Consider the following 16,740-nt stretch of genomic DNA (forward strand, 5'->3'; position numbering starts at 1 on the left):
CTATGCCGGAAGGATGCGTGTCATGCCAGTACCGAGCACTTTGCGCCAAAACATGCTACAATGACGGTACTTAAGCATGGTACGGAAAGTGAAGTGACGATGTGTATGATTCGGAAAGCTTATGAAGTTATCGCCGATACTTTGCGGGATCATATCCGCCAAGGGGAGTGGCCGGAAGGGACGCGCCTGCCTTCCGTGGAGCAGCTGGCCCAGCGCCATGGCGTAGGCCGTTCCACGATACGCGAGGCGCTGATGTCGCTGAAGACGCAGGGCTGGGTCGACGTGCGCCATGGAGGCGGCACCTTCGTCCTGCGGACAAGCGAGCCCTTGGCCGCGGAGGCTCCTGAAATCGAAAGTGCCGAGCAGCTGCGTGAGTGGCTGGAGCTGCGCTTCATCCTGGAGACGGAGTCCGCTGCCCTCGCCGCCTCCCGCCGAAGTGAGGCCGACCTTACCGGTCTTCGCGACATACTGGCGGACATGGGCTCCTCGAACGAGGAAGCGCTGCTGGAGAAGGCGGATGCGGCCTTCCATCTCGGCATCGCACGTGCCGCCGGCAACGGCCTGCTCGTAAGAACGCTGGAGGGGCTGTTTCTGTCCATGGGGTCGGTCATGCGGGAAAGCCGCAGGCTCTGGCTGTTCGCCGAACGAAGCGAATCGGACCGGCTATACGAAGAGCACCTGTCCATTCTGGACGCCGTGGAACGGCAGGAGGCCTCCCTCGCCAGGGAACGGATGTCCGCTCACCTTCGCAAGGTGGAGCAGGTGCTGCACCAGCTGCAATTCCGGTAAGGCTTCCACCCATTCTCAGGGAAATTTCAGTGATTTCTCAGTGTGGGAGTAATGCATTCCGCAATCATTCCGTATACAATGATAAGAAGACATTTTAGGCAACGAAAAGGTGACACTATGCGCATCGCATTCATGGACTCCGGCATTGGCGGGATCACGGTGCTTCACGAAGCGCTGAGACAGCTGCCCTATGAGGATTATATTTATTATGCAGATACGAAACACGTGCCTTACGGGACCAAACCGAAGGAGCTCGTGAAGCAAAGCATCTTCGAAGCGGTTACCGAGCTCCATGATCAGGGGATCAAGGCGCTGGTCATCGCCTGCAATACGGCTACGAGCATCGCAGTCAGCGAGCTGCGGGCCTCCTTTCCTTTTCCCATTATCGGCATGGAGCCGGCTGTAAAGCCTGCGGTAGAACGCGTACAGTCGCTTCATAAACGCGTTCTGGTTACGGCAACTCCGCTCACGCTGAGGGAGACGAAATATCAGGACCTGGTGGCTAAAACGGACAACGAAAGTATCGTCGACTCGCTACCGCTCCCGGAGCTCGTGACCCTGTGCGAGCAGTTTGAGTTTCGCGAGGAGGCGGTGCTTCCCTACCTCAGGGAGATGCTGCTTCCTTACCGGATGGAGGAATATGGCTCGGTCGTGCTGGGATGCACGCATTTCCCGTTTTTCCGCAGGCATTTCCGCAAGCTGCTGCCCCTGCATGTCGAGCTGATCGACGGAAGCGGCGGAACGATAAAGCGGCTCCGTCAGGTCTTGGAGCAGCACGGTCTGCTCTCCCGAAGCGGCACCGGGGACGTCCGGTACATGTCCTCGAAGGCGGAGCCGGGTGAGTTGGAGCGAATCCGTCAGGCTCATCTCCTGCTGAATGAAACTTTTAATGAAAATGATAATTAATTAACGAAATTTTCCCTCCTTCCATACGATGAAGAAGATATATGCTTGACAGCTAGGAGTGAGGAAGGATGACCAACGTACCAGAAGCTCCCTTCAAGGGAGTTTGGCATCAGTGGAGTAAAGATGTGGAGCTTTTCCGGGGGATGGTGGAGGCTCTTACCAATAATGCGACCGTCGCGTTCATCGTATGCAATCTCCAGGATCAAGTCATGTATGTGAACCAGACGTTCGAATCAGTGTTCGGCTGGACCTTGGAGGAGGTGTTCGGAACCCGTCTGCCTACTTTAAGAGAGCAGGATTGGCCTGAGTTCCACGAGAGGCTGCTCGGGCAGCAGTGGGAGCTGAAGCTAAGCGAGACCTTTCGGCTGAGAAAGGACGGTACCCTGCTTCCGGTAAGCGAAACGGTAGCTCCGATTAGAAGCCAGAACGGTGATGTGATCTCCTACGCCTGCGTCATTCGGGATATAACCGGCCGGAAGCACGCCGAACGGAAGCTGAAGGAAAGCGAGCAGCGCTTCAAATCTCTCTTCGAGCAAAATCCGGATGCCGTCCTGTCGCTGAATTTGGCCGGGAGGATGACCGATGTCAATCCGGCCGGCCAGCGTATGATGGGGAACAGGCCGGAATTGCTGCTCGACGGCAGGCTGGAGGAGTGGATCGTTCCTGAGGAACGGTCCGCCTTCAGACATCACCTTGAGCAGACGAAGAGCAGCGGTACGCAGCATTTTGACTCGGCGCTGACCGACTCACTCGGAAACCGGGTGGAGCTGAATATGAAGCTGCTGCCGATTTATGTTGATGAAGAAGTGGTCGGCATGTACTGTATCGCCAAAGACATTACCGGACATAAGCGGGCTCTGGAAACGATTAACTTCCTGGCATTTCACGATTCGCTTACGGAGCTGCCGAACCGCCGTCTGTTTCACAACCGGTTAACGGAGCTGCTCGGACCGGATTCACAGCCCGGTGAACGAGTCGCCGTCGTGTGGATCGACCTGGACGGCTTCAAGCAGATTAATGATACGCATGGCCATGCGGCAGGGGATTACGTGCTGGGCGAGGTTGCCGGTCGCTTGAGAAGCTCCGTGCGTTCACAGGACCTGGTCGCCCGGATGGGCGGGGATGAATTTACAGTGCTGCTGCGCGGCATCAGTGAATTGGACGATGTGGTGAAACTCTCCGAGCGGCTAATCCACGTGCTTGGCGAACCGATTCGCTACCGGCAAGAGCAGCTCTGCATTACGCCAAGTATCGGGATCGCTCTCCACCCAGAGGATGGTACGGACGCGGAGACGCTGCTAATACGGGCCGACACGGCGATGTATCAAGTCAAGCAAGGCGGGAAGAACGGCTTCCGCTTCTATAGTCAAGCCAGGTGATGATTCGACGCTTACGGGCAGCTCGCAGCTGTATCCGCAAGCGTCGATTTCGTTTCAATTGTGAGCTCGTTACTGAAACAAAACGGCACGGGTGTCGGGCTTCTTCGCAAGCGTGAGCTGAAGCGGCTCCTCCGCTTCCTCCTGCTGCAGCATAAGCCGAACGGCGTGCGGCTGCGAGTCGGCTGAGGCCTTCGGCTGCAGCGCCGTATCCTCCGAGAGGGTAAGGGCGAAGCAAAACAACGCCTCTTCCATGGCATGAAAATCAATAGGTGCCGCTTCCCCTTCATAAACGACCAAATCCAGGTAAGCGGCGGTGCCGTCAGCAGCCGTTTCCCAACGGAACGGACCGAGTCCGCTCATCCCCCCGTACAGGCCGCGTACCGTCAGCACGGTTTGCCCTATCCTCGTCCGGTATACCTCATCTCCTAGACGTTCCCATGACGGCGCTTGACCGGTACAACCGGTTTCAAGCCGGATCCGCAGATCGGATGCCGTCATCCTTCCGTGAATAGGGTCCAAATTCACATGAGTATCCCCGCCATCCAAAGCGAACTGAATCCCGTATAGCACGGAACCATGCTTTTGATTACTCTTGAACACCGCCGAGCAAAAGTCGTAGCCGTCGTGCAGAACACGCAGCCGCACATAACATTGTTCCTGTTCACCCGCGTCCAGATAGGCAAGCAGATTGCGGCACTGATTCCACATCACATTGTGATTGAACGTGCCCAGCGAATAGCTTGGCGTCATATAAGTATATGCCGTCCGGGTACTGAATGCCTGATTCGGGGGTAAATCCTGACGCAATTCCCGGACTCCCGGCAGCTCTGCGAACAGCTCCAGCACCCGCTCCGGGCATACTACCCCCTGACCATACCATTCGGTATCGTATTGGAATTCCTCTTCGCTTATAAAAGGAACCTCCCCACGGCAGGCTGCGTGCAGGAACGAACGGCGTACCGGATCGAGGAACGAAGAATACGAACGGGCATGCGGCCCGGACCACTGCTTCAGCAGCGGATGATAATGCTCTGCTATCGTTTGCCAGGTTCCCTCCAGCAGCTCGTTCGTGATTTGCCTCGCCTCCTCCGAGGCGGTATGCACCGCCAGTGCGGACAGCTCCAGTATCGCCAGCGTGCTGTAGGGCGGGCTGTTGTATTCCAGGAACGCTCCTGTTTGCATCGTATAATCGTACAACCGTTTCAGCCGTGCAAGGCCGTATTCCGCGTAACGGGAGTTCTCCAGCCGTTCCCCCGCAATTAACGTGACAAAGGCCCCCATGATTGCGATATTCGTATAATCCGGCCCCACATTCCGCTTGATAATGGCTTCGCAGCTAAGGCCGATCGCCTGACGGATAAGTCCCGACAGCTCACTAGAAAGCACGTCCCCATGCCGGATCAGTACTAGCAGCAGCCTTTTCCCGATAAAATCAGCCCAATTCCAATCCGGTGGCGACATCTTCGCAAGAGGCTCCTCCCAAAACCAGGACCAGATTCCGAATGTAGGCGATTGAGGGTCTTGGTCCTGTAGGGAGACCACTTGACCCATGATATCGAACGCCCGCTGCCGATACGTCAGATCTCCCCCATCCAGAAGAGCAAGCGCATAATCCATGGTCTCCCGGACCGGATGGACAAAGTCAGCCTGTTTGATCGTCGTATGGTAACCCGGGCTAGAAAAAGGGCAGCGGAGCATCTTGATTTCCGGATTGTAACGGGCATGCAAGGAATTGAGCTTTCTCTTCAAATGGTCAAACCATTTGCTGTCCAAGCCATGAAGCTTGCCTCTATCGCGGCTGATATTCATTCTCTGTTCACATCCTTATGCCATCAAGATGAGGCTCGGGCAAATACTGTGCTAGCAGCATCAGTACAAGACCCTGGCCGTATAATGTGGGGTAACAAGCGATCCGGTTGTACGCTTCCACGGACTCCATTACCGGCGTACCGCCAGATACCCCCGTGACGGTGCCGGCCGCATCAATTTTGTTTAGTACGGCCTCTGCCGCCCGATCCGCCGCCCCTTTCATAGTCGGACTCAGCAGACCTTCCCGGATACCCAGCACAATACCGCAGGCGATACCGGCGCTTCCGGACGTTTCCTGGTAAAAGTCCGGCCGGTCCATAACCGTCGGCCACAGCCCGTTCTCCTGCTGGTAACGGACAAGCCCTTCCATCAGCCTCCGGTATCGGGATCCGATCTCTTCCGGTATCTCCGTCCCTCCCGCCAGCTCGCGCAGAATCATGGGCGTTCCAACTGCCACCCATGCATTGGCTCTTGTCCACCTTGCGGCTGACATATGGTCCCGTGTGATGCAGTTCCACCCATGGAACAGCACCCCGGTTTCCTGATCCTGCAAGAGCCGCAGATGGAGAGCCAGCTGCCGAAGCGATTCCTCCGCGAAGTCTTGACGTTTCGTCAGACGGGCCAGTCTGGCCAGGAACAACACTGCCATGAAGACGGTATCCGCCCATACCTGCTCCGGAAAATTCGCGTTTTCCGTTACGGTATGCTCGAATGCACCCTCGCGCGTCCTCGGCGCCTCGTTCATCATCCACTCCCCGATACGCAGCGCCGCTTCCAAGTAATACGGATCGGACGACTTGCGGTACAGCTCCGGGAAAATTGCGAATGGCGCCATAGAATTAATTACCTTAAGCTGCTCCGATGCCCCTTTGTTCCTGCGGGTCCATTCCGTCAGATACGTCAGAAGCTCTGCATCCCCGCTCTGTTCATAGTAAGACAAAATCGCAATGACCCCTACACCGGGCACCCAATCCCAGGCGTTGATATTCATTCCCCAATTGCCGGCATGATCCTTCCTCATCTGCTCGTATACGAGTGCGGCAGCTTGTTTGACACGCTGCGCAGTTATCGTCATTTCCATCTGTATACCAGCTCCTTTGCCCTCATGATATCTACTACCGACTATAACGGATACATCTTACAAATGGCTTGGGGAATCTTCTCCTTGTATTGGGGAATTGTCTACAATTTGCTACAATGGACTGAACGGCTCGAATCCGAGAGGGGGAGAAGGGAATGGAGCAAAAGGACAAATTCGGGAGCCAGCCCGACCACTGCATCGATATTGTGACGAACCGGATGCTGGAGGAAGCTCCCGTTCTGTGCGCCTTCCGCGACACGCTGCTTCGCCAGCCCATGCTTCACTCCCATCAAGGCTATGAGGTGTATTTATGTATACAGGGAGCCGGCAGCTTCCTGGCCGGAGACCGCGTCTACACCTTATCGCCCGGAGCCCTCATCATCGTCAGACCGATGGTGCTTCACTTATCAAGGCCGGACGAACGCTTGGCGTTTCAGCGCTTCGTTCTCTCGGTAGACGAGAATTATATGGAGGCGCTGCTCCGTCAGGACGATCAGCTCTGCAGCGGCTTCGGCCGCCAACTGAAGACGGAGGACTCCTTCTTCCTTCCGCCCGCCGCCAGCTCCATCGCCATGCTGCAGGATACGCTCTATCATTTGGAAAAAGAGCTGCTGCACAGAGAACCGTATTTCGAGGCCTCCGTCAAAAGTCTCCTCATGAAGTGCCTGGTGGATATGGCTCGTCTGGTGCGGTTCTCCCATGGGCCTGTACGTTCAGAAGCCGGCTTGACCGCGAAGGTCGAACAAATTTTAAGCCACATTGCCGAGCATTATGAGGACCCTATCCATATGGATGAGGTAGCAAGCCGCTATAAGCTGTCTCGTTCATATATGTATCGCATTTTCAAAGAGTATACCGGCTATGCGCCGAACCAATACCTTCTTGCCTTCCGCATTAACAAAGCAAAGGCCCTGCTCCTCCATTCGGAGCTGTCCGTCATTGAAGTTGCGGCACGTTCCGGCTTTCAGGATGTTTCCCACTTCTGCCATACGTTCAAGAAACAGACCCGGATGACCCCCAGCGCATTCCGCTCCCTTCATTCCCTGCCTGCCGGAAGAAGGGAATAAGCGCAAAAAAGCAGGGAGGCCGCTCCCACGGCTTCTCTGCTTCTCTACCTCTCTACTTCTCTACTTCTCTGTCTTCGTATGGTTTTCAATTCCCCATCACACCTGCAGCCGCGCTGCCGCGTAATCCCGCATCCAGAGACATACCTTCCACAGATCGGCTACAGGCGCACCGGTATGCGGCAGCGTGTGAAGGTACGGCGGCGGTCCGAATTCCGGCGTAAAGGTGACCGCTTCGGCTCCCTGCTTCGCCCTCTCTGCGACGATTCGCTCCCACCATCCCATATGGACGGCAAGCTCGCGGGAATATTCCGGTGCCGACGGATCAGGCACCTGCGGTCCCTGCGCATAGCCGACACGGCCGTGAATGTGGATCGTACGGGATATGGCTTGATCCAGGTAGGCCCCCATGTCGGGAAGAAGCGATTCACATACGCACACCCAATGACTGAAGTCCGCCACCAGCCTCAGCTCGGGGACATCCTCGAGCAGCCTCCCTGTCGTCCAAGGGGCGAACATCGCACGTCCGCGGTGCGTCTCGTGACCGATCGGCAGGCCGATCTCACGCTCCACCCCTACCGCCTTTCGGTAAAACAGCAGCTGGTCCTCATAACCCATTACATCCCGGGCACTATGCGCATTAATCAGCACAGGGTTAAAGCCGGCCGCTCTCTCCACCTGCTGCTCGAAGGACCGGATATGCTCCTCTACGCTTGAGCCCGTCGTAAATACCATCGCAATATAGTCCAATCCGTGCTCCTTCAGCAAGTAGCGGAAACGCTCCTCGTCTTCCGCTGACGGCATCGGAGACTCCACCCCGCTATAGCCCGCTTCAGCTATACATGCGAATTGCTCCTCCAAGCTGCCCTGCATTCCCCATAAGGCTTTCACAAATTGCAATTTCAACAAGGTATGCTCCCTTCGTAAGCAGGTTCATCAATGCGCAGCCGTTACTTTGTGCTCCGACCCGCAAGGTCCCCCGTTATCCTCATACAGCATATCCGTCACTTCCGACCCGTCCATCCGGTACATCGGCTTATAGTAGTGAGAAATCTTCGTAGAGGAAATGCTTGCATAGTGGCAAATGAAGGCTCTGCGGAAACGGTCCTTCGAACGGTTCGGATACGAGCCGTGGATGACGCTGCCGTTAAAGAACAGGACGTCCCCCGCCTTCATATTCACGGGAACGACTTGATAACCCTCCGGCACATCCACCTCATCCTTCGTGAACGATTCGGCCGGGTTTGCCTGGTGCGGACATTCCACGTCGAAGCGGTTGGACTTCGGGACGACGACGAGCCCTCCGTTTTCTTCATCCGCCGGGTCCACCGCCGTCCAGGCTGCAATACAGGTGCCCGGCTCCACCCGAAGGTAGAAGTTATCCTGATGCAGCGCCTGCCCCCGCGCGCCTGGAGGCTTGAAGTAGAACATGCTCTGGGCCGCCAATGGCTCCTCGCCATACAAATCCGCCAAAATGTTCATGACCTTCGGATGCACCATATAGTCCATGGCAAGACGATTCACTCGGTGCGGATGCATCATGCGAGGGTACAGCTTCAGAATGTCTCCGTTCGCCTCTTCTTCACGGACGGGCTCGAAGCAGCCGGGAATCGGACCTCCCGCATGAAGCTGCATGAAGTTGTCCCTAATTTGGTCGACTTCGTCTCGAAACAGGCCCTCCACCACCAGAAATCCATCTGTCGCAAACTGCTCTTTCTGTTCTGTAGAAAGCACGCCCCCAAGCTTATGTCCACTCATTCCAATCTCCTCCATTGTTTGAAAATCATTGCGGCTTCTCTGCATTCATCATAAAATGAAGTTCACAAGGAAGGAATGAAGCAAATGGCTAAAAACCATAACGATCCTGCTGTCGAGACCAAATCGCCGCCGCCCGGCATCCTGGTGTCCGGTCATTTTACCGAGCCCTTCGGGTACGTTACGAACCGCTCCAAGGGAACGCGCGATTGGTTGATTACCTTCACCTTGGCCGGGGAAGGCGAATACCGGATGGGCTCTGACGCCTATCGCTGCGGAGAGGGCGACGTCGTGCTGCTGTCTCCGGGAACCCCCCACCATTATTTAACCCCCGAGGGAGAAACGTGGGAATTTGTATGGGCCCACTTCGTGCCGGAGCCCGGCTGGTCCGAGCTGCTGCGGCTGCCGGCGAAGCTGCCGGGGCATCATGGTACCCATGTGAAGACTAAGCTGCTGCGAAACCGTCTCATGGACGGGTTCCGCCGCCTCATTCAAGACAGCCGGGAAACGACCTATTGGGCCAACCTGCTGGCCATGAACGATATGAAGGAGATCCTCATTCTCCTCCAGCAAAACCTCGATGAACGAAACACGCTTGATTCCCGCGTGGAGGATACGATGCGGTACTTAAGCAGCCACCTCAAGCAGCAGCATTCTATTGAGGATTTGGCCAAGAGGGTTCTGCTCTCGCCCTCCCGGTTCGCGCATCTGTTCAAGGAACAGACCGGCGATTCGGTCATCGAGACGCTGCTGAAGCTGCGCCTTCGGCATGCGGCCCGGCTGCTGGAGCACACCGCGCTTCAGGTAGGCGAGATTGCGGAGGAGGTCGGGTTTCGCAGCCCCTTCTACATGACTAAGCAGTTTACCGCGCTTTACGGCCAAAGTCCCACCCGGTATCGCGCTAAGCACCAGCAGACGCAGCGGCATAGAAGAACGCACAATGCACAGGATTCTACCACATGACTGCGCTCCCGGGCTGAGTGTCAACTAGAGGCGTAAGGCTATGCAAAAAAAAAGCAGGGCGCCGGGCGGCATCCTGCTTTTTGATTTGTGCATCTTAAGGCTGATAGGTTCCGGAACCCATCGGCTCCATGCTCCGGTTGTAAGCTACAATACGCCAATCCGCATTCGCTTGCCCTTGCGCAATTTCGATATCCATCTCCCACGGCATCTCATAGCTGATACCCAAACGCCGGTCCCCTTGGTACACAGCGACGGCGAAAGGCCATTCCTTGCCCTCCGGCTTCGCATACGCCATGATCTTATGTTTGCCGGCCGGCAAGGAGGCTGCTGCAAGCCGGTCGTAGGTGTAAGAGACCGGGCTGCTGGCTCCCTGCTCCACCTGGCTCAGAAACCAATCCGAGCCGATCAAGCGGCGGTACTTGCCGTCCAGGTACAAATTTTCCCCCAGGTCGTAGACATACTCCATCTTCGACCTTACCGCTTGCGCCCGGCTGAAATTGAAGTACAGGATCGCCTTCACCTGTGGGAACATGCGCGGCAGCAGGCCGTACATATAGCCAAGCTGCCCTTCCGCCCAGCTCTCGTAAGCCTTCTCCCCCTCCAGCACGGTATGGGCTACAGCGCCCTCGGAGATCATAATCGGCTTATGGCTGTATTTTCGGTACAGCGGCTCAAAATAATCAATGACGTTGTAGTCCAGATGCTCTTTGCCGCCCGTCAGCGGAGTGGCGTAGAGCGAGAACCCGACCCAGTCCACGTACGCATCACCCGGATAATACTCATCGATATTGTTCGCCGGCAGGAAGTTCGGTGACCATACCATCGCGACATTGGGCGCTTCCTCCGCCATAATGTCGTGAACCAAGCGAAACTTCTCAATATATTTCTTGGGATCGCCGTACCAAGGTACCCAAGCTCCGTTCATCTCCGAAGCATAGCGGAGAAATACCGGGATCCCCGACGCCTTGGCCTCTTTGGCGAAGGTCCGGACATACTCGTCGTCCTTGACGTCGTCGAGTCCATACCGGGGCTCCCAACCGATCTGCAGGGAGCCCCCGAGCTCCTTCACCCGATCCGCCGTCCGTTTTGGAAAATAGGTCTGCGTATCCGCCTGAAATTTCCTCCAGCCGACATACGATAAATACATTGCATGCTTGCGTCCGTACACGCCCTCAATGCGGCTCGTATCATACCCGACCCTCCGATCCGCCCCCAGCATGCCAAGGTAGGTTCCGTGCACCGGCTCGTGCAGGGCTAACGGTGCCTTCCGTTCCGGCAGCGGCTTCGCCAAGTAGAGGCTGGAGGCGGCCAGCGGCGGCACCGCCTTCCCTCCATCCGCAGCAACGGGCTCCTGCGAAAGTCGAAACGCCTCGATCCGCGCCCGATAATCTGCGGCTACATCCATGCGCCCCTGCTCTTCCGCAGCCAAGGCTCGTTCCTTCCACCAAGCATCCGGCTGAATCGGCTTGGCTACCTCGGCAGCCTGCTCACCCACGCCCTGCAGCGGCTGCTGCCCCCACCAATTCGTCGAGTATAATCCTCCAAGCGTAAGAACTAGCCCGATACCGGAGCACAAGGCAAGCTTTCGAGACGGCAGCATGGTCGGTTTCCCCATTTCCCCTAATGTATATATCTCTATCATACTGTGCGGCCATCGCTTCGAACAAGACCCATGAATAAGGAAACGGGTGCCTTGCCAAATTAAAACATGTCAGCAGTGTAAAAAGAGGGGTGTAACCATGTTGTTTCGTCGAAGCTATCGACTTCTTATCACCGGCTTATTGCTTGCAGCGCTCACCATAGGCGGTATTGTCGTGTCTCCGCATACATCCTTCTCCTTCCATACGGGGACGCTCAAATACGGCTCCCGCGGAGGGGATGTGTACGAGCTGCAGGGGCGTCTGCAGTTTATCGGGTTTTATCATGGAAGCATCGACGGAATTTACGGCTGGGGCACCTATCAAGCCGTGAGGACGTTTCAATCCCGCTTCGGCATGACGGTAGACGGTATCGCAGGTCCCCAAACGAAGGACAAGCTCTACCAGGCCACTAAGGCGTGGGTACGACCGGGAGGATACGGCCGGTTTAGCAGCAATGATGTTACGCTGCTTGCACGTGCCGTCCACGGAGAAGCCCGTGGGGAGCCTTATACGGGGCAGGTTGCGGTAGCTGCCGTCATTTTGAACCGGGTGGACAGCTCCTTGTTCCCTAACACCGTATCCGGCGTCATTTTTCAACCCGGCGCCTTCACGGCCGTTGATGACGGCCAGATCTGGCTCGAGCCCAACACAACCAGCTATCAGGCGGTAAGGGATGCGATCGACGGCTGGGACCCTTCCGGTGGGGCGATCTATTATTTCAATCCGGTAACGGCCACCTCGAAGTGGATCTGGAGCCGGCCGCAAATTAAGCAGATCGGCAAGCATATTTTTTGCAGATAAACTCCCATCCCTATACATTTTTCGAATAAATAGGCATTTACCCCTTCTTTACGGGACGAATAACCGATATATTGCTTGTAAAGGAGGCATGGTAAATGTCTATTTATAACGAAACCTCACTTCCGGGTCTGCATACCGGGCGAGCCGGCTCCCCGAAAGCCGCATATATTCAATATTCTCTTCCGAAGTCGTTAGGCAAGCAAGTGGTGCTCTGTACGCGCGAAGGCACTTATCAAGGGCAATTATCAAAGCTAGACCAAGATACGATCGTGATCCGGGATTTGGCACAAGAGCGGCAAATCGAAATCCGATCGATTTATGCGATTTTCGCCCAGGATTAATGAAAAAACAGCAGCCGATCCCCAGTAATGGCGGATCGGCTGTTTTGCCTTGTCGTGTAATTTATTTTTGTACTCCATAAAATTTGTACAGATCGTCTAGCATCAGGTTCGCTGCCTTCACTCCGCCCGCTGTGTTCCAGATGGCATCGCTCACGCGATGGGCATTGCCTGACTTCACCACGTTGAGATTTTTCCAAAGCGGGTCGTTCGTCCACTCCGTCTCGGTTGCGCTTGCTTTGTTGTCTCCGGTCTCATAGGTGAAATAGAACAGCGTATCGGCCTCAACCTCCGGCAGACGCTCCTTCGTAATCTCGTCGGCGAACGTCTCCTTGCTCTTGGTCTCCGGTCTAGCAATACCAATTTGCTTGAAAATAACACCCGAGAATGTATCGGTATAGTAAATTCTCGTCTTGCCTGCCATGAAGCGGACGACGGATACCGTCTTCTTCAGCTTGTCGCCGGCTTTGGCGCGCAGGTCCGCAACCCGGTTATCGAAATCGCCGATAACCTTCTGCCCTTCCGCCTTTTTGTTCAGCGCCTCAGCGTACAGAGCGAAGTTTTCCTTCCACTCGCCGCGAAGTGTCTCGGATACCACAGTCGGTGCAATCGCCTTAAGCTGATCATAGATTTTCTCATGACGGAGCTTGTTGGCAATGATCAGGTCCGGCTGTAGACCGGCGATCAGTTCCATATTCGGCTGGCTCTCCAATCCTAGCTCCGTAACTCCTTGCATCTCCGCCTTGATATGGTCATACCAAGGATTGCCAAGGAAGGATTTCACCGCGCCTACCGGTTTCACGCCAAGGGCCAGAAGCGCCTCCGTTCCTTCGTTCGTCAACACAACGACCTTCTTAGGCGTCCCTTTGATCTCAGCCTCGCCCATAGCATGCTTTACTTTACGCACCTCTTGGTTTGGCGCCGGAGCCGGAGCCGTACCCTCTGCAGCGTTCTGCTCCCCAGTAGCCTGCTTGCCGCATCCCGCCAAAACGAGAGCAAACACGATCAAAGCAATCATCGTCTGAACAAATCCAAATCTTCTTTTTCTAATGGCCAAGCCTTGTAGCATAACAATGGTGCCTCCCTTTATGTAGATTACCTAAATGATAACGATTATCATTCCCAAAAGATACTATACATGCTGTAATGCTTGGTGTCAACAAAATTATGATAATGATTCTCAGAATCATTGACAGATCAATTCCTTATAGCCTATCATGAGAATGGTTATCATCTGTTTATCATCTTATGGGACAACGCTGGAAAGTAGGCCGCTTCATGACTTCTAAACCATTATTAATAGGTTATCGCACCGCAGGACTGCTGGCTTGCTTTATCGTGCTGGTATTATGCGTAACCGGCAGCGTGCTGTTCGGTGTTACCGATATCCCGTTTCATCAATTCATTGACGCTTATCGCGCCTTTGACGGCTCGAATGAGCATCTTATTATTCGTACGGCTCGCGTTCCCCGGGCTTGCATCGCCGCCATCGTCGGCGCAGGCCTTGCCGTATCCGGAGCTCTCATGCAAGCGTTGACGCGCAATCCGCTGGCTTCCCCCAGCTTGCTCGGCGTCAACTCCGGCGCCTCGCTGTTTATTGTCATCGCCTCCGCTTACCTTGGGGTGTCCGGACTGCAGTCTTTCACCTGGATTGCCTTCGTCGGCGCGGCAGTGAGCGCAGTGGCTGTTTATGCTCTTGGCTCAATCGGAAGGGACGGAATGACTCCAGTGCAAATTACTCTCGCAGGCGCTGCCGTCACGGCCCTCTTCGCCTCCATGACGCAAGGAATACTTCTGTCGAACGGGAAGACCTTCGATCAGGTGCTGTACTGGCTCGTAGGCTCTGTCGCCGGGAGAGATCTGGCGATGCTGAAGACCGTGCTTCCTTACGTACTGGTCGGTTTTGCCGGGGCTCTGTGGATTGCAAGACATATCAATATTCTTGCCATGGGCGAGGATGTGGCTCGCGGACTCGGCCAACGAACTGTTTGGATTAAGCTGGGCGTCGCCACGGTCATCGTCCTGCTGGCCGGAGGAGCGGTATCCGTAGCCGGACCGATTGCCTTTGTCGGCTTGATTATTCCTCATATCACCCGGTTCCTGATAGGCACTGATTACCGCTGGGTCATTCCGTACTGCGCGCTCCTTGGCGCCATTCTGCTAGTCGGCGCGGACCTCGGCTCCCGCTATATCGCAATGCCCAAGGAAGTTCCCGTCGGCGTCATGACGGCTATCATCGGAGTTCCTTTCTTTGTGTATATCGCCAGGAAGGGAGCGTCGCTCTAATGAAGAAACTGCTTACGCTGCGCAACCGGGGCGGCTCCGTCTCCTTCCTGCTGCAAACCCGCGCCCTGTGGGTTACTCTTGCCCTGATAGTCGTCGTTGCGGTTATCGCCGTTCTGAGCATCGGTCTCGGCAGCTCCAAAATGGCCCTCTCCGATGTGCTGCGAACCTTATTCGGTTACGGTACGTCGGCACAGGAAGTTATCATCTTCAAGCTAAGGATGCCTCGCATCCTGATCGCTATTCTGACCGGATCGGCCTTGGCTGTGGCCGGCGCCATCCTCCAGGGAGTGATCCGCAACCCTCTCGCCTCACCCGAATGGGTAGGGATTACGGGAGGGGCAACGCTGGGCGCGGTAGCCTTCTTCTTCTTCTGGGCCGAGACGCTGACGATTCACCTTCTCCCGGTGGCTGCCATGGTCGGGGCTTTCGTCGTCTCCGCCTTCATCTATGTCACCGCCTGGAAGCACGGGGTGTCTCCGCTGCGGCTCGTCCTAATCGGCATCGGGATGTCTACGGCGATGAGCTCGCTGACCTATATGCTGCTCATCTCGGGACCGATGGTGCTCGCCAATAAATCTCTGACCTTCATGACCGGCAGCATTTATGGGGTCTCCTGGGATAAAGACGTCTACGTGCTGCTGCCATGGGTGGGCGTGCTGATCCCGCTGGCGTGGCTGTTAGCCCGTCACGTCAATGTCCAACAGCTCGGCGACGACGTCGCCGCCAGTGTCGGCACCCGCGTTGAACAGAAGCGGCTGGTGCTGCTTCTGCTTAGCGTGGCTCTGGCCGGATCGGCCGTAGCCATAGGCGGCGCTATCAGCTTCATCGGCTTGATGGCGCCGCACATCGCCCGCAAGCTCGTCGGCCCGTCCTTCGGCGGTGTGATTCCGACGAGCGCTTTGATCGGGGCGCTGATTCTGCTGCTGGCCGATCTTGTTGCCCGTACCGCCTTCGCGCCGCTGGATATTCCTGCGGGGGTGTTTACCGCCGCGATCGGCGCACCGTTCTTCATCTACTTATTACTTCGACAGCGGGCAGGCCGCTGAACCGTATAGAGGAGTGTACTTACTTATGACCATCCTGGAGGCAAAGCACTTATCGTTATCGTACGGCGGCAGCACAAGTCCGATCTTCTCCAACCTGGACCTCATGATCCCGAAGGGGAAGGTCACCGTGTTTATCGGCAGCAACGGCTGCGGCAAGTCCACCCTGCTGCGCTCCATGGCCAGGCTGCTGAAGCCTCAGGAGGGCTCGATCTTGCTGGACGGACGCAATATCGCGGAAATGCCGACCAAGGAAATCGCCAAGCAGCTGGCCATCCTTCCACAGGGGCCCGTTGCCCCCGAAGGACTGACTGTGCTCGAGCTCGTGAAGCAAGGTCGCTATCCGTACCAGAGCTGGCTGCGGCAATGGTCCACTGAGGACGAGGAGCAGGTCCGCTCGGCGCTGGAAGCGACGCATCTGAGCGACCTGGCGGAACGCGCGGTCGATTCGTTATCCGGCGGACAACGTCAGCGGGCCTGGATTGCCATGACCCTGGCCCAGCAGACCGATTCCATACTGCTTGATGAGCCCACTACCTACCTCGATATGACGCATCAAATTGAGGTGCTCGACCTGCTGTTCGAACTCAATGCTTCGCAAGGGCGGACTGTCGTGATGGTGCTTCACGATATTAATCTTGCCTGCCGCTACGCACATCATATTGTCGCCATTAAGGATAAACAAATATATGCGCAGGGTAAGCCCGAGGATATCGTCACGGAGTCGATGATCGAAGCCGTCTTCGATCTGAGGTGCCGGATTATGCCGGATCCGCTGTTCGGTACGCCGATGTGTGTGCCTTACAGCAAAGGACGGTTATCCGGCGATAAACAGGCTGCGGCTAAGCCCGATCCGGTTATGCTTCATTAAGAGATAACGACCCGG

General features: G+C 56.0%; 16 protein-coding genes. 10 read left to right on the top strand and 6 right to left on the bottom strand.

Translation table 11 applies throughout. From position 1 onward, the window contains the following. Positions 1 to 60: 60 nt before the first annotated feature. From QMO62_RS15740 to QMO62_RS15750, 3 genes are all read left to right on the top strand, one after another. Positions 61 to 789: a FadR/GntR family transcriptional regulator gene (locus QMO62_RS15740; RefSeq protein ID WP_284642354.1), complete on the top strand. Its 729-nt coding sequence runs from the start codon at positions 61 to 63 to the stop codon at positions 787 to 789. 117 nt (positions 790 to 906) lie between these two features. Further along, entirely contained in the window at positions 907 to 1,695 is a 789-nt protein-coding gene (murI, locus tag QMO62_RS15745) for a glutamate racemase (protein ID WP_284642356.1), read from the top strand. A 68-nt stretch (positions 1,696 to 1,763) separates the two neighbouring features. Continuing rightward, positions 1,764 to 3,074, top strand: coding sequence for a diguanylate cyclase domain-containing protein (locus QMO62_RS15750; protein ID WP_284642358.1), 1,311 nt, complete (start codon positions 1,764 to 1,766; stop codon positions 3,072 to 3,074). A 69-nt stretch (positions 3,075 to 3,143) separates the two neighbouring features. Here QMO62_RS15750 and QMO62_RS15755 read toward each other — a convergent pair whose 3' ends face one another. Together QMO62_RS15755 and QMO62_RS15760 are read right to left on the bottom strand one after the other, a co-directional pair. Further along, complete coding sequence (locus tag QMO62_RS15755; protein WP_284642360.1) at positions 3,144 to 4,883, bottom strand: DUF8769 domain-containing protein; 1,740 nt, start codon at positions 4,881 to 4,883, stop codon at positions 3,144 to 3,146. Positions 4,884 to 4,890: 7 nt separating this feature from the next. Beyond that, positions 4,891 to 5,964, bottom strand: a complete 1,074-nt coding sequence (locus QMO62_RS15760; RefSeq protein ID WP_284642363.1) for a glycoside hydrolase family 88/105 protein — start codon at positions 5,962 to 5,964, stop codon at positions 4,891 to 4,893. A 155-nt stretch (positions 5,965 to 6,119) separates the two neighbouring features. On the opposite strand from QMO62_RS15760, the gene QMO62_RS15765 reads away from it, so the two are divergent. After that, positions 6,120 to 7,031, top strand: coding sequence for an AraC family transcriptional regulator (locus tag QMO62_RS15765; RefSeq protein WP_284642365.1), 912 nt, complete (start codon positions 6,120 to 6,122; stop codon positions 7,029 to 7,031). A gap of 96 nt (positions 7,032 to 7,127) precedes the next feature. Here the strand turns inward: QMO62_RS15765 and QMO62_RS15770 are convergent, their stop codons facing one another. After that, on the bottom strand, positions 7,128 to 7,934 hold the full coding sequence (locus QMO62_RS15770; RefSeq protein WP_284642366.1) for a sugar phosphate isomerase/epimerase family protein: 807 nt from the start codon (positions 7,932 to 7,934) through the stop codon (positions 7,128 to 7,130). Between the two features lie 30 nt (positions 7,935 to 7,964). Next, a complete protein-coding gene (locus tag QMO62_RS15775) occupies positions 7,965 to 8,786 on the bottom strand; it encodes a phytanoyl-CoA dioxygenase family protein (RefSeq protein ID WP_284642368.1) in 822 nt (273 codons plus the stop codon). Between the two features lie 75 nt (positions 8,787 to 8,861). Between QMO62_RS15775 and QMO62_RS15780 the strand changes: the two genes are divergently transcribed. After that, positions 8,862 to 9,746, top strand: a complete 885-nt coding sequence (locus QMO62_RS15780; protein ID WP_284642370.1) for a helix-turn-helix domain-containing protein — start codon at positions 8,862 to 8,864, stop codon at positions 9,744 to 9,746. Between the two features lie 94 nt (positions 9,747 to 9,840). Here QMO62_RS15780 and QMO62_RS15785 read toward each other — a convergent pair whose 3' ends face one another. Next, on the bottom strand, positions 9,841 to 11,346 hold the full coding sequence (locus tag QMO62_RS15785; RefSeq protein ID WP_284642372.1) for a glycoside hydrolase family 26 protein: 1,506 nt from the start codon (positions 11,344 to 11,346) through the stop codon (positions 9,841 to 9,843). Positions 11,347 to 11,485: 139 nt separating this feature from the next. Between QMO62_RS15785 and sleB the strand changes: the two genes are divergently transcribed. Together sleB and QMO62_RS15795 are read left to right on the top strand one after the other, a co-directional pair. Beyond that, on the top strand, positions 11,486 to 12,187 hold the full coding sequence (gene sleB, locus QMO62_RS15790) for a spore cortex-lytic enzyme (RefSeq protein WP_284642374.1): 702 nt from the start codon (positions 11,486 to 11,488) through the stop codon (positions 12,185 to 12,187). Between the two features lie 95 nt (positions 12,188 to 12,282). After that, positions 12,283 to 12,528, top strand: a complete 246-nt coding sequence (locus QMO62_RS15795) for a hypothetical protein (protein ID WP_284642376.1) — start codon at positions 12,283 to 12,285, stop codon at positions 12,526 to 12,528. Positions 12,529 to 12,589: 61 nt separating this feature from the next. On the opposite strand, the gene QMO62_RS15800 is transcribed toward QMO62_RS15795, so the two are convergent. After that, positions 12,590 to 13,594 carry an ABC transporter substrate-binding protein gene (locus QMO62_RS15800; RefSeq protein WP_284642378.1) on the bottom strand — a complete coding sequence of 335 codons (1,005 nt, stop codon included), beginning with the start codon at positions 13,592 to 13,594 and terminating at the stop codon, positions 12,590 to 12,592. A 209-nt stretch (positions 13,595 to 13,803) separates the two neighbouring features. On the opposite strand from QMO62_RS15800, the gene QMO62_RS15805 reads away from it, so the two are divergent. From QMO62_RS15805 to QMO62_RS15815, 3 genes are read left to right on the top strand one after another with little or no spacing between them, the layout of a single operon-like run. Continuing rightward, the gene (locus QMO62_RS15805; protein ID WP_284642381.1) at positions 13,804 to 14,811 is read left to right on the top strand and encodes a FecCD family ABC transporter permease; all 1,008 of its coding nucleotides are present in this window, start codon (positions 13,804 to 13,806) and stop codon (positions 14,809 to 14,811) included. Continuing rightward, positions 14,811 to 15,857 carry a FecCD family ABC transporter permease gene (locus tag QMO62_RS15810; protein ID WP_284642383.1) on the top strand — a complete coding sequence of 349 codons (1,047 nt, stop codon included), beginning with the start codon at positions 14,811 to 14,813 and terminating at the stop codon, positions 15,855 to 15,857. The genes QMO62_RS15805 and QMO62_RS15810 overlap by 1 nt, the downstream gene beginning before the upstream one ends. A gap of 25 nt (positions 15,858 to 15,882) precedes the next feature. After that, on the top strand, positions 15,883 to 16,725 hold the full coding sequence (locus tag QMO62_RS15815) for an ABC transporter ATP-binding protein (protein ID WP_284642385.1): 843 nt from the start codon (positions 15,883 to 15,885) through the stop codon (positions 16,723 to 16,725). Positions 16,726 to 16,740 lie beyond the last annotated feature (15 nt).

Source organism: Paenibacillus silviterrae (assembly GCF_030167925.1).
Taxonomy (GTDB): domain Bacteria; phylum Bacillota; class Bacilli; order Paenibacillales; family NBRC-103111; genus Paenibacillus_G; species Paenibacillus_G silviterrae.